Source organism: Lysobacter panacisoli, assembly GCF_009765165.1.
GTDB lineage: Bacteria > Pseudomonadota > Gammaproteobacteria > Xanthomonadales > Xanthomonadaceae > Lysobacter_J > Lysobacter_J panacisoli.
Map to the genome: position 1 here is coordinate 2,306,211 of NZ_VLNU01000001.1, position 12,839 is coordinate 2,319,049.

Genomic DNA, 12,839 nt, shown 5'->3' on the forward strand with positions numbered 1-12,839 from the left:
GGCCCCGCAACGAACGGACGCCCGCCATGAGCCTTGCCCCCACCGCCACCCAGTTCGACCACGCCAGCCACGCCGAGCGCGTCGAGCTGCTCGATGCGATCGCGCACGCCGCGTCGTCGTCGATCCCCGCCGTTCCCGCGCTGCGCGGCGAACTCGATCTCGAACTCCCGCTGCGCCACGCCGGTTCGCGCCGGGTGAGCCTGCGCTACGAGATCCTCGGCGATCGCACGCTGCCGGCGGTGTTCGTCGCCGGTGGCATTTCCGCGCACCGCCATCTCGCGCCGGGCGCGACCTTCACCGAGAAGGGCTGGTGGCCGCAGCAGGTCGGTGCGGACCGTCCGCTGGATCCGCGGGAACACTGCCTGATCGCGTTCGACTGGGTCGGTGCCGACGGCACGCTCGACGCGCCGCTGGATCCGTCCGACCAGGCCGACGCCATCGCCGCGCTGCTCGATGCCCTCGGCGTCGTCCGCCTGCGCGCGTTCGTCGGCTGTTCGTACGGCGCGATGGTCGGTCTGCAGTTCGCCGCGCGCCACGGCGCGCGCTTGGACCAGCTCATCGCCATCAGCGGCGTGCATCGCGCGCATCCGTATGCCAGCGCCTGGCGCGCGTTGCAGCGTCGCGCGGTCGCGCTCGGCGCGTTGCAGTGCGACGAGACGCACGGCCTGGCGCTGGCGCGTCAGCTGGCGATCCTCAGCTACCGCACGCCGGAGGAATTCGCCGCGCGCTTCGAGGCCGCGCAGGTCAGTGGCGACCACGTGCGCGTCGGCGCCGAGGACTATCTGGACCACTGCGGCGCGACGTACGTCGAGCGCACTTCGCCGACCGCCTACCTGCGCCTGTCCGAATCCATCGACCTGCAGTCGGTCGATCCGAACGTGATCCGCCTGCCGGTCACGGTCGTGGCGGTGCATGAAGACCGCCTCGTACCGGTGTCCGATGCCTACGACCTGGTCGAATCCCTGCGCGGCGAGACGCGCCTGCGCGTGGTGCGTTCGATCTACGGCCACGACGCATTCCTCAAGGAGGAGGACGCCATCGCCGCGATCCTGCGCGAGGCGCTCGAAGACTGTGTCCACGCCGAACGCGCGGAGGTGGCGGCATGAGCACTCGCAACCGCTGTACCGCCGCGGTCCGCGCCGGCATCGACCGCGACGTCGCTTTCGGCGCGGTAACGCCGCCGATCGTGCTGTCGTCGAACTTCTCCTTCGCCGGTTTCAACGAAAAGCGCACCTACGACTACACGCGCAGCGGCAACCCGACGCGCGACCTGCTCGGCGAAGCACTGGCCGAACTCGAAGGCGGCGCCGGCGGCGTGGTCACTGCCACCGGCATGGGCGCGATCACGTTGCTGCTGCACGCGCTGCTCAAGCCGGGCGATCGCCTGGTCGTGCCGCACGACGGCTACGGCGGCAGCTGGCGCCTGTTCAACGCGCTGGCGAAGAAGGGCGCGTTCGAGCTGATCACCGCCGACCTCACCGATCCGCGCGCGCTGACCGAGGCGCTGGCTAACGGTCCGACCGTGGTGTGGATTGAAACGCCATCGAATCCGCTGCTGCGCATCACCGACCTGCGCTTCGTGATCGAAGCCGCGCAGGCCAAGGGCGCGCTGACCGTGGTCGACAACACCTTCCTGTCGCCGGCGCTGCAGCAGCCGCTCGCGTTCGGCGCGGATTTCGTCGTGCATTCCACGACCAAGTACATCAACGGCCACAGTGACGTGGTCGGCGGCGCGGTCGTCGCGCGCGATGCCGAGCAGCACCAGCAGCTGGTTTGGTGGGCGAACGCGCTGGGCCTGACCGGCTCGCCGTTCGACAGCTTCCTGACCCTGCGCGGCCTGCGCACGCTGGACGCGCGCCTGCGCGTGCACCAGGAGAACACGCAGGCGCTGGTCGCACTGCTCGACGCACACCCGGCCGTGCTGACCGTGCATTACCCGGGCCTGGAGTCGCATCCGGGCCACGCGCTCGCGGCGCGCCAGCAGGACGGCTTCGGCGCGATGCTCAGCGTCGAACTCGATGGCGGCGTCGATGCGGTGCGCGCGTTCCTCGATGGCCTGGAGTGCTTCACGCTGGCCGAATCGCTGGGCGGCGTGGAGAGCCTGATCGCGCATCCGGCGACGATGACGCATGCGGCGATGTCGGCCGAAGCGCGCGAAGCCGCCGGCATCGGTGATGGCCTGCTGCGCCTGTCGGTGGGCATCGAGCACGTCGACGATCTGGTCAGCGACATCGCCGCGGCGCTCGAACGCGCCGAGCAGGCGGTCGCCATCGCCGAGCGCGCGAAACGATGAACCTCGCCGCGGTCGAGGTCGTCCGCGAGCCTGCCATCGGCGCACGTCACGCGCCGGCGCGCGTCGCGCTGCTGGGCACGGGCACGGTCGGCAGCGCGGTGCTGTCTCGGCTGGCTTCGTGGGAAGCCACGCCGTTCGAGCGGCGGGTGCGGCTGGTGCACGTCGCCAACTCGCGCCACGCGGTCAGCGAACGCAGCGGCCTTGCGCCGGCGGAAGCCTCGCAGCGGCTCGCGCTCGCGCCACAGCACGGCACGCTGGAGGCGGTCGACGCGGCGCTGCACGGCGACGGCGTGCGCGTGGTGATCGACGCCACGGCGAGCGAAATCGTCGCGGAGCGCCATGCGCACTGGCTGGCGCAGGGCATCCACGTCGCGACGGCGTGCAAGATCGGGCAGGGCACGTCGCTGTCGCGCTGGCGAGCGATCCGCACCGCGTCCGCGCTTGGTGGCGCCGGCTATGGCGACAGCGCGACGGTCGGCGCGGGCCTGCCACTGCTGCGTTCGCTGCGCGAACTGCGCGAGGGCGGCGACCGCATCCACGCGATCGCCGGCGTGCTGTCGGGTTCGCTGGCGTGGCTGTTCAACCATTACGACGGCATGCGGCCTTTCTCGGCGCTGGTGCGGCAGGCGCGCGACGCCGGCTACACCGAGCCCGATCCGCGCGACGATCTCTCCGGCGAGGACGTGCGCCGCAAGCTGCTGATCCTCGCGCGCACCGCGGGCGTGGAGCTGGAGGCGGACGACGTCGCCGTGTCATCGCTGGTACCCCAGGCGCTGGCGATCCTGTCGAAGGAGGCGCTCGACGGCGCGCTGCCCGCGCTCGACGCGCCGCTGCGCGAACGTTTCGCGACGGCGTACAAGCACGGCGAGAAGCTGCGCTTCATCGCGCGTTTGCAGGACGGTCGCGCGCGTGTCGGCCTGGAATCGCTGCCGTCGGACCATCCGCTGGCCGGCGGTGCGGGCACCGACAACCGCGTCGCGATCTGGTCCGACCGCTATCCCGACCAGCCGCTGGTGATCCAGGGACCTGGCGCGGGCGCGCAGGTCACCGCCGCGGGACTGCTCGACGACGTACTGCGACTGTCCGCGCGCTGAGCGCGGCGGTCACTTCGCGCCGAGCGCGTCCAGCAGGGCGCGATTGAAGCGCTCCGGCGCTTCGACCTGCGGCGAATGGCCGAGATCGTCGAACGCCACCAGCGCGGCTCCCGGGATCGCCGCTGCCGCACGTTTGCCGAGCGTCGGATAGTCGCCAAGCGTCGCGCGCAGCTCCGGCGTCGCGCGATCGCGGCCGATCGCGGTGCGGTCGCGTTGCCCGATCAGCAGCGTCGTTGGCATGCGCAGGTTCGGCAACTCGTGCACCACCGGCTGGGTGAACACCATGTCCGTCGTCAGTGCCTGGTTCCATGCGACGCGCTGCTTGCCGGGGCCGGCGTAGAGGCCGGCAAGCATACCGACCCAGCGGTCGTACGCCGGCTTCCATTGCCCGCTGTAGTACACCTGCTGCTGGTAGCGCTTGATCGAGTCGAAGTCCGTCTTCAGTTCGCCCGCGAAATTCGCGTCCACGCTGGCCCACGGCACGCCCAGCGCCTTCCAGTCTTCCAGTCCGATCGGATTGACCAGCGCGAGGCGCTCGACGGCCTGCGGATATATCAGCGCATAGCGCGCGGCGAGCATTCCGCCCATCGAATGACCGACGATGCTGGCGCGTTCGACACCCAAGGCCTGCAGCAGCGCATGCGTGTTCGCCGCCAGTTGCTGGAAGCTGTACTGGTAATGCGCAGGCTTGGTCGATTTGCAGAAGCCGACCTGGTCCGGCGCAATCACGCGATAACCGGCCTTCACCAGCGCGGCGATCGCCGATTCCCACGTCGCCGCGCAGAAATTCTTGCCGTGCAGCAGAACGGCCACGCGCCCGTTAGGATTCGAGGGCGAGACATCCATGTACGCCATGTGCACTGTCTCGCCCTGAGACTGGAACGCGTGGCGCTTCACCGGATACGGATAGTCGAAGCCTTCCAGCTCCTCGCCGTACGACGGCGACGCGGTCTCGGCCGCGAACGTGCCGCTGGAAAGCATCGCGAGTGCGATTGCGAGGATCGACATGCGCATGGTGGGATCTCCGTGGTGTGCCGGCACGATAGCGTCGCCGCGCGTGGAGGCGTGTGCAGATCGGGGCGCGATGGCGCCCTTCGCCTCGTGAATGTGAACGCGGCGGCCATACGCGTTAGAACAGTTCGCCGTACGCGTGCGCATGGCTCGCGGCCGTTGATTTGAATCAATGCGATACGTCGCGGCGTTAGACAGGCTGCGTCCTTCTCGGACATCATCCACCCATGAATCTGCCCACTTCGTTCGATCTCTCCCAACTGCAGGCCTGCGCGCGCGGCGAAATGTTCGGTCCCGGCAACGCGCGATTGCCCGCCGCGCCGATGCTGATGTTCGACCGCATCACGAATATCTCCACCGAAGGTGGCCAATACGGCAAGGGCGTGATCCGCGCCGAACTCGACATCCGACCGGATCTCTGGTTCTTCGCTTGCCACTTCGAGGGCGACCCGGTGATGCCGGGCTGCCTGGGCCTCGACGCCATGTGGCAGCTCGCCGGCTTCTACCTGCCCTGGCTCGGCGAGCAGGGACGCGGACGCGCGCTCGGCGTGGGCGAGGTGAAGTTCACCGGACAGGTGCTTCCCCAAGCGAAGCTCGTCAGCTACGACATCGACATCCGCCGCGTGATCCGTGGGCGGTTGAACATGGTGATCGCCGACGGCCGCACCAGCGTGGACGGCCGCGAGATCTACACCGCGAAGGACCTGCGCGTGGGCCTGTTCGCGTCGACGGAGGGTTTCTGATGCGTCGTGTCGTCGTCACGGGAATGGGCATCGTGTCGTGCCTGGGCAACGACGTCGATACGGTGTCGGCGTCCCTGCGTGCCGGCCGTTCCGGCATCACCCATCGTCCGGATTACGCGGAAGCCGGATTGCGCAGCCAGGTCGCGGGCGTGCCCGAGATCGATCTCGATGCATTGATCGACCGCAAGCCGCGCCGTTTCATGGGCGACGCTGCCGCGTATGCGCACGTCTCCATGCAACAGGCGATCGCCGATGCGGCGCTGACGGAGGCGCATCTGCGCGACGAGCGCACCGGCGTGATCGCCGGCTCCGGCGGCGGCTCGCCGCAATGGCAGATCGAAGCGGCCGACCTGTTGCGCGCGCGCGGCGTGCGCAAGGTCGGTCCGTACATGGTGCCCCGCACGATGTGCTCGACCGTGTCGGCGTCGCTGGCGACCGCATTCGGCATTCGTGGCGTGAGCTACTCGCTTTCCGCGGCATGCGCGACCTCGGCGCATTGCATCGGCGCGGCCGCGGACCTGATCCGCAGCGGCCGCCAGGATATCGTGTTCGCCGGCGGCGGCGAGGAAGCGCACTGGGGCATGGCGTTCCTGTTCGATGCGATGGGCGCACTCTCGACCGCGCACAACGACACGCCATCGTCCGCGTCGCGTCCGTACGACGCCAACCGCGACGGCTTCGTCATCGCCGGTGGCGGCGGCATGCTGGTGCTCGAGGAGCGCGAGCACGCGCTCGCACGCGGTGCGCACATCCATGCCGAACTGGTCGGCTACGGCGCCACTTCCGACGGCGCGGACATGGTCGCCCCGTCCGGCGAGGGCGCGGTGCGCTGCATGCGCCAGGCGATGGCGGGAATCGACGCACGCGTGGACTACCTCAACGCGCACGCGACCGCGACGTCGCTCGGCGACGTGGTGGAACTGCAGGCGATCGGCGAGGTGTTCGGTGCCGATGTGCCGCCGGTGTCTGCGACCAAGGCCCTGTCCGGCCATTCGCTGGGCGCGGCGAGCGTGCACGAGGCGATCTACAGTCTGCTGATGATGCGCGACGGCTTCATCGCCGGTTCCGCGCACATCGAGACGCTGGACCCGCGCGCCGAGGCCTATCCCATCGCCCGCACCAGCCGCGACGCGCGCCTGGACCTGGTGATGTCCAACAGCTTCGGCTTCGGCGGCAACAACGCAACGCTCGTGTTCGCGCGCGCCTGATCGCGCATAAAAAAAGCGCCGATCGTGCGATCGGCGCTGAGGGAAAGCCCGTCGTCGGGGCTGGAGAGTGCGTGCTTACTTCAGTCCGTTGCTGATGGTGGTGGCGAGCGTGCCGCTGGCGTCGTCGCCGCTGAATTCCCAGAAGAACGCGCCGCCAAGGTTCTGCGCCTTCACGTAGCCCATCTTCTCGGTGACCATCGCCGGGGTGTCGTAGCTCCAGAAGGTGTTGCCGTCGTACTTCCACGTGGCGCGCGCGTTGGCGTCGGTGTACACCGTGCCGGGGCGGTCCTTCAGGACCTTGTAGTCCTCGTTGCCCGCTTCGTACGTACCCGGTGCGGCGCTGCCGGTCTGGTACAGGCCGTTGTTGACGTTGGCCACGCCGGTCCAGCCGCGGCCGTAGAAGCCGATGCCCAGGTTGAGCTTGGACGCCGGCACGCCGCGCGAGAGGAACGCTTCCATCGCGTCGTTGCTGTTGTAGAACTTCTGGTCGCCCGTGCGCGGATCGTTGGGCGAGTCGAACAGCGGCGAGTGATGGTTGGTGCGCGAGTCCCACGTCCCGTGGAAGTCGTACGTCATCACGTTGATGTAATCCAGGTACTGGCTGTACGTGGCCGGATCGGTGACGCGCACCTTGTCCACGCCCGCGCCGGCGGCGATGGTGAGCAACAGGCCCGGACGCACCGCATTGAGCTGGCGGCGGAACTCGGCGAGCAGCGCGGTGAAGTTGGCGCTTTCCTCCGGCGTGCCGCAGGTCAGGCCACAGGCGGACGGGTACTCCCAGTCGAGGTCGATGCCGTCGAACACGCCGGCCGCCGCGCCCACGCCGCCCGCGCCATCGGTGACGGGCAGGTTGCCGCGGATGTACGCGTCGATGCACGAGGACACGAACGCCACGCGGTTCTCCGGGCGCGCCGCGCTGGCGAATCCGCGCGACCAGGTCCAGCCGCCCAGCGAGATCAGCACCTTGATGTTCGGGTACTTGGCCTTGAGCTGCTTGAGCTGGTTCCAGTTGCCGCGCAGCGGCTGGTCCCAGGTGTCGGCCGCGCCGCTCACGCTTTCGCCCGCGCCGAAGGCCTTGGTGTAGTCGGCGAACGCATCGCCGCCCACGCCGGTGGCTTCATTCGTGGGCACCGTGACGCCAACTTCGCAGCGGTTGTTGCGCACGTTGCCGAAGGCGTAGTTGATGTGCGTGACCTTCGACGCCGAGCCGCTGGTGTCGATGTTCTTCACCCGGTAGTTGCGCGCATAGATGCCCCATTGCGCGAAGTAGCCGATCACGCGCTTGTTGCCGCCACCGCCGCCGTTGAGCGTGGTCGCGCTGGCCGGTGCGCTCTGCGCGGACGCGTTCGCCGGGCTGGCGTTGTCGCGTGCACGCACCGTGTACGAGTACGTGGTGTTCGCGGCGAGTCCGTTGTTGGTGTAGCTGGTGGTCGTCGGCGAGGCGATCAGGCTGCCGTTGCGATAGACGTCGTAGCCGGCCACGCCGGTGCCGCCGGCGTTGTCGGTGGACGCGTTCCAGCTCAACGCGATGCTGCTCGACGACAGCGCGGTCGCACCCAGTCCGGTCGGGATGCTCGGCGGCGTGGTATCGGTCGGCGGCGTACCGGTGACGGTGATCGTTGCCGTCGTCGAGGTGGTGCTCAGGCCGAGGTTGTCGGTCGCCACTGCCTTGAACGCGTGGCTGCCAGCGGTCGCGTTGCTCCACGTCACCGCGTAGGGCGAGGCGGTGTCGACGCCCAGGGAAATGGTGCCGCGGAAGAACTCCACGCGTGCGACGCTGCCGTCGGAATCGCTCGCATTGGCGCTGACGGCGATGTTGCTACCGGCGTTGTAGCTGGCGCCGTTGCTGGGCGAAGTCAGCGTCACCGACGGCGGCTGGTTGGTGCCGCCCGTGCCGCAGGCGCCGAGATCGGTGTACCAGCCGCAGGTCGGACAGTGCGTCGGTGGAGCGTTCCAGATCTGGATGTTCGCCTGGTACAGGCGGTTCTGGTACACCAGCTTGTCGCCGGGGTTGTAGATGGTGGATGCGGTCCATGCCGGTATTGCCGCGCATGAAGCGGTCTGTGCGTTCGCGATCTGCAGCGTCGATGCGGCCAGTGTGCAGGCCAGCAGCAAGGTTGCCTTGCCCAGGATCGCCTTCCTTCCGATCAGCCTTTGCATCTCTTCCTCCCGTTGCGGTTCACATCACCTGCCACGCCGTGGTCACGGCGCGGCTCCCTTCCCTTGATCGATGCGATGCCGGCGCGGCCGGAGGCGGCGGACGTTTCCCGGGTTGAACACGCCACCACCTCCTGCGGCGAAGCCTATGGGCGCCCCATGCCGGCGCGGCCATTACGTGTCTTGTTCTGACAACGTTGTCAGCGCGTCCGGCGTGAATTCGCGTTGAGCGTCACAGTTCGGCAAGGCAGGTGTGCCGGCCGTCGGCTATGGCGCCAGCGTCACGGATGCGTGAGGGCGGCGGTCACGGGCGGTGCGTGACCGGTTGTCCTGTAGGACAAATCGGGACAGCGGAGGTCAGCAGTCCCCCGGCCAGGCCGGGGACGGGCATCAGGCCAACGCGGGTCGCAGCAGGCGGCGTTCGAATTCCGCCGCCGACATCGGCGCACCGAACAGGAAGCCCTGCACTTCGGCGCATTCGCTCGTGCGCAGCGGTCCGACCTGCGATTCGCGTTCCACGCCCTCGGCGACGACGCGCATGCCGAGGTTGCGGGCCAGTTCGACCACCGCGCGCACGATCGCCAGGCCGGCCGGGTCGCGATCGATCTGGTCGGTGAAGCTGCGGTCGATCTTGAGCTTGCGCAGCGGGAAATCGCGCAGGTGGCCGAGGCTGGAATAGCCGGTGCCGAAATCGTCCAGCGACATCGCCACGCCCAGCTCGGACAGCGCCTTCATCGAGGCGACGCCCGATTCGGGGTCGCGCATGATCTGGCGCTCGGTGATCTCCAGTTCCAGTCCGTCGGCGGGATAGCCGTGGCGTCGCAGCACGCGGTCGACCATGTTGCGCAGGTGCATCGCATCGCGGAACTGCGCGCTCGACACATTGACCGCGAGCCGCAGCGGCGTCAGCCCGCGCGTACGCCAGCTTGAGCACTGGCGCACGGCTTCTTCCAGCACCCATTCGCCGAGCGATTCGATCAGGCCGTGTTCCTCGGCCACCGGGATGAAGGTCGAGGGCGTGATCCGTCCGTGTTGCGGATGGTCCCAGCAGACCAGCGCTTCGGCGCCGATGACGCGCCGCGTGCGCAGCTCGATCATCGGCTGGTAGAGCAGGATGAGCTGGCCCTGTTCCTGCGCGCCGCGCAGGTCGTTGAGCAGGGTGAAGCGGCGCGTCACCGACTCTTCCATGTCGGCGCGGAAGCGCAAATGCACGTTCTTGCCGATGGCCTTGGCCTGGTAGAGCGCGATGTCGGCGCGCTTGACCAGCCCGTCGTGCTCGTTGCCGTGTTCCGGATGACGCACGCTGCCCAGGCTGAGTGTCACGCCCAGCTGCTTGCTCTCCATCCAGATCGGCACCGCGATGCGGCGGATCAGCTCTTCGGCGATGCCCGCGTCGCGCGTCGACGAGCCACCGGGCAGCAGGATGATGAATTCGTCGCCACCGAACCGGAACACTTCGCCGCGCTCGCCCACGCCTTCGCGCAGGCGATGCGCGATCTGCGCGAGCACGCGGTCGCCGGCGCTGTGGCCGAGCGAATCGTTGATCTCCTTGAACCCATCGAGGTCGGCGAAGATCAGGCCGAATCCGTCCTCGCCGGCGTGCTTGAGCTGTTCCTCCAGTCGCAACTGGAAGTGGCTGCGATTGGGCAGCCCGGTCAGCGTGTCGTAGTAGGCGAGGCGACGAATGCGCTGCTCGGCGTTCTTGCGCTCGGTCAGGTCCATGATCGAGGCGACGACCACGCGCCGGCCCTGCACGGTCAGCGGATTGAGGCCGAGTTCGATCGGGATCTGGGTGCCGTCGCGATGGCGGCAGTGCACTTCGCGCGCGCCGCCGATGTGGATCCTGTGTGGCGTGCGCAGGAACTCGTGGCGATCGCTCGCGTAGCGCTGGCGCGAGGGCTCCGGCACGAGCAGGTCCACCGGCTGGCCGACCAGCTCGCCACGACGGTAGCCGAGCAGGCGTTCGGCTTCGAGGTTGGACAGGTTGATGCGTCCGTCCTCATCGACGATGAGCATCGCACCCGGTGCGCCATCCACCAGTGCGCGGAAGCGTTGCTCGCTGGCGTGCAGGTCGCGTTGCGAACCGATGGTGATAGCCGCGAGGTAGAGCAGCGCGATGCTGACGATCACCAGGCTCAGCTGTTCGCCCGGTACCGCGCCTGCGCGCGTGAGGCAGTACGTGTCGGGCCCCACCTGCAGTGCCGCCATGCCGGTGTAGTGCATGCCGCAGATGCCCAGCGCCATCAGCGCAGACGCACCGACCTGCAGGCCGAAACGCGGCTCGCTCTCGAGCCAGGAGAACCGCACCAGCAGGTGCAGCGCGACCAGCGAGACCGCGACGGCGACGACGACCGAGGCCACCACCCAGAATGTGGCGTAGCTCGCGCCGGGACTGAAGGTGATCGCCGCCATGCCGACGTAGTGCATCGCGCAGATGCCCAGCCCCATGAACAGCGCCGACAGCAACAGCTGCGGGAAGCCACGCCTGAGCGTGCCCGCCACGTACAGCGCGAGCACGGACGACAACACCGCCGGTATCACCGACAGCGCGGTCATGCGCACGTCGTAGAGCATCGGCACGGGCAGCCGGAACGCCAGCATGCCCATGAAGTGCATCGACCAGATACCCAGGCCGAAGGCGATGCCGCCGGCCCAGATCCAGGTCGTCGCCTGACGAGTGGAAGCGCCGCGTACGCGGCCGACGAGCTGGATCGCGACGAACGCCGCGAACCAAGCGATGAGAAACGACAGGACGATGGCCCTGTAGTCGTAGGAACCCTGCATGCCGCCCCCCTCCCCAGAGAAGCAGACCTATGGCCTAGGGGCTATCGGCAGCAGCGCGAACGAACTTTAGGGCGATTTGTTGATGAAACCGGCTGGAACGACCGGACGGCGCATTCAGGTTTGTGAGTGGTCGCGCCTCAGCACTCGATGACGTTGACCGCGAGGCCGCCGCGCGAGGTTTCCTTGTACTTGTCCTGCATGTCGCGGCCGGTGTCGCGCATGGTCTTGATGACCTTGTCGAGGCTGACCTTGTGCTTGCCGTCGCCGCGCATCGCCATGCGGCTGGCGTTGATCGCCTTCACCGCGCCCATCGCGTTGCGCTCGATGCACGGGATCTGCACCAGACCGCCGATCGGGTCGCAGGTGAGGCCGAGGTTGTGCTCCATGCCGATCTCGGCGGCGTTCTCGATCTGGCTCGAACTGCCACCGATGGCGGCGGTCAGGCCGGCGGCGGCCATCGAACAGGCGACGCCGACCTCGCCCTGGCAGCCGACTTCGGCGCCGGAGATCGAGGCGTTCTCCTTGTAGAGGATGCCCACCGCCGCCGCGGTCAGCAGGAACGTGCGCACACCCTGGATGTTGGCGCCGGGGCAGAAGCGGTCGTAGTAGTGCAGCACCGACGGGATGATGCCGGCCGCGCCGTTGGTCGGCGCGGTGACCACGCGGCCGCCGGCGGCGTTCTCTTCGTTCACCGCGAGTGCGTAGAGGTTGACCCAGTCGAGCGTGGTCAGCGGATCGCGCATCGCCGCTTCCGGGCGCGAAGACAGTTCGTTGTGCAGCGCCGGTGCGCGGCGCGACACGTGCAGACCGCCGGGCAGCGTGCCCTTCTCGCGGATGCCGCGTGCCACGCACGCCTGCATCGCGTTCCAGATTTCATCCAGTCCCGCGTCGATCTGTTCCGGCGTGCGCCACACCTGTTCGTTGGCGTACATCAGCTGGGCGATGCTCAACCCGCTTTCGCGGCTGCGCGCGAGCAGTTCGTCGCCGGAGTGGAACGGGTAGGGCAGTTCGGTCGTGTCGGCGACGATGCGGTCTTCGGCCGCTTCGTCCTGGTTGACCACGAAGCCGCCGCCGACCGAGTAGTAATCGCGCGTGGCGATCGTGTTGCCGTCCGCATCGAACGCGGTGAAGCGCATGCCGTTGGTGTGGAACGGCAGCTTCTGGCGCTTGTTCATGATGAGGTCGTGCTTCTCGTCGAAGCCGATCTCGTGGCGGTCGAACAGGCGGATGCGCTTGCTCGAACGAATGCGTTCCAGCGCGGCCGGAATGAGGTCGGGATCGATCTCGTTGGGCAGGTGGCCTTCCAGTCCCATCAGCACCGCCTTGTCGGTGCCGTGGCCGCGACCGGTGAGCGCGAGCGAGCCGAACACTTCGGCGCGCACGCGCGCGGTGCGGGCCAGTTCGCTGCCGTCGCCATCGCCGCCTTCGATCAGCCAGCGCTGCACGAAGCGCGCCGCGGCGCGCATCGGGCCGACGGTGTGCGAGGAACTCGGCCCGATGCCGATCTTGAAGAGGTCGAAACTGCTGACGGCCACGTACGGCTCCAAAG

9 protein-coding genes are annotated in these 12,839 nt (G+C 68.4%); 5 read left to right on the top strand and 4 right to left on the bottom strand.

Features of this window, described 5'->3' with window-relative positions:
• The first annotated feature begins 26 nt into the window (after nt 1-26).
• The 3 genes from metX to FOF45_RS10810 are packed head-to-tail and all read left to right on the top strand — an operon-like array spanning nt 27 to nt 3,387.
• Nucleotides 27-1,106 (top strand): homoserine O-succinyltransferase MetX, encoded by a 1,080-nt coding sequence (metX, locus tag FOF45_RS10800; RefSeq protein WP_158984726.1) that lies wholly within the window; start codon nt 27-29, stop codon nt 1,104-1,106.
• Complete coding sequence (locus FOF45_RS10805) at nt 1,103-2,293, top strand: O-succinylhomoserine (thiol)-lyase (RefSeq protein WP_158984728.1); 1,191 nt, start codon at nt 1,103-1,105, stop codon at nt 2,291-2,293. Before metX ends, FOF45_RS10805 begins: the two co-directional genes overlap by 4 nt.
• Nucleotides 2,290-3,387, top strand: coding sequence for a homoserine dehydrogenase family protein (locus tag FOF45_RS10810; protein ID WP_158984730.1), 1,098 nt, complete (start codon nt 2,290-2,292; stop codon nt 3,385-3,387). Before FOF45_RS10805 ends, FOF45_RS10810 begins: the two co-directional genes overlap by 4 nt.
• 9 nt (nt 3,388-3,396) lie before the next feature.
• Here the strand turns inward: FOF45_RS10810 and FOF45_RS10815 are convergent, their stop codons facing one another.
• The gene (locus tag FOF45_RS10815; RefSeq protein WP_233264126.1) at nt 3,397-4,401 is read right to left on the bottom strand and encodes an alpha/beta fold hydrolase; all 1,005 of its coding nucleotides are present in this window, start codon (nt 4,399-4,401) and stop codon (nt 3,397-3,399) included.
• A gap of 224 nt (nt 4,402-4,625) precedes the next feature.
• Between FOF45_RS10815 and fabA the strand changes: the two genes are divergently transcribed.
• Both fabA and fabB read left to right on the top strand, forming a co-directional pair.
• Nucleotides 4,626-5,141, top strand: coding sequence for a 3-hydroxyacyl-[acyl-carrier-protein] dehydratase FabA (gene fabA / locus FOF45_RS10820; protein WP_158984734.1), 516 nt, complete (start codon nt 4,626-4,628; stop codon nt 5,139-5,141).
• On the top strand, nt 5,141-6,349 hold the full coding sequence (gene fabB / locus FOF45_RS10825; RefSeq protein ID WP_158984736.1) for a beta-ketoacyl-ACP synthase I: 1,209 nt from the start codon (nt 5,141-5,143) through the stop codon (nt 6,347-6,349). Before fabA ends, fabB begins: the two co-directional genes overlap by 1 nt.
• 75 nt (nt 6,350-6,424) lie before the next feature.
• On the opposite strand, the gene FOF45_RS18475 is transcribed toward fabB, so the two are convergent.
• From FOF45_RS18475 to FOF45_RS10840, 3 genes are all read right to left on the bottom strand, one after another.
• Nucleotides 6,425-8,509 (bottom strand): glycosyl hydrolase family 18 protein, encoded by a 2,085-nt coding sequence (locus FOF45_RS18475; RefSeq protein WP_158984738.1) that lies wholly within the window; start codon nt 8,507-8,509, stop codon nt 6,425-6,427.
• A 387-nt stretch (nt 8,510-8,896) separates the two neighbouring features.
• On the bottom strand, nt 8,897-11,290 hold the full coding sequence (locus FOF45_RS10835) for a bifunctional diguanylate cyclase/phosphodiesterase (RefSeq protein ID WP_158984740.1): 2,394 nt from the start codon (nt 11,288-11,290) through the stop codon (nt 8,897-8,899).
• Nucleotides 11,291-11,427: 137 nt separating this feature from the next.
• The gene (locus FOF45_RS10840; protein WP_158984742.1) at nt 11,428-12,825 is read right to left on the bottom strand and encodes an L-serine ammonia-lyase; all 1,398 of its coding nucleotides are present in this window, start codon (nt 12,823-12,825) and stop codon (nt 11,428-11,430) included.
• Nucleotides 12,826-12,839 lie beyond the last annotated feature (14 nt).

Bases quoted from the DNA above. Each gene is read 5' to 3' on its own strand.
- metX (WP_158984726.1), top strand. From the start codon at position 27: ATGAGCCTTGCCCCCACCGCCACCCAGTTCGACCACGCCAGCCACGCC.
- fabB (WP_158984736.1), top strand. From the start codon at position 5,141: ATGCGTCGTGTCGTCGTCACGGGAATGGGCATCGTGTCGTGCCTGGGC.
- FOF45_RS18475 (WP_158984738.1), bottom strand. From the start codon at position 8,509: ATGCAAAGGCTGATCGGAAGGAAGGCGATCCTGGGCAAGGCAACCTTG.
- FOF45_RS10805 (WP_158984728.1), top strand. From the start codon at position 1,103: ATGAGCACTCGCAACCGCTGTACCGCCGCGGTCCGCGCCGGCATCGAC.
- FOF45_RS10835 (WP_158984740.1), bottom strand. From the start codon at position 11,290: ATGCAGGGTTCCTACGACTACAGGGCCATCGTCCTGTCGTTTCTCATC.
- fabA (WP_158984734.1), top strand. From the start codon at position 4,626: ATGAATCTGCCCACTTCGTTCGATCTCTCCCAACTGCAGGCCTGCGCG.
- FOF45_RS10815 (WP_233264126.1), bottom strand. From the start codon at position 4,401: ATGCGCATGTCGATCCTCGCAATCGCACTCGCGATGCTTTCCAGCGGC.
- FOF45_RS10810 (WP_158984730.1), top strand. From the start codon at position 2,290: ATGAACCTCGCCGCGGTCGAGGTCGTCCGCGAGCCTGCCATCGGCGCA.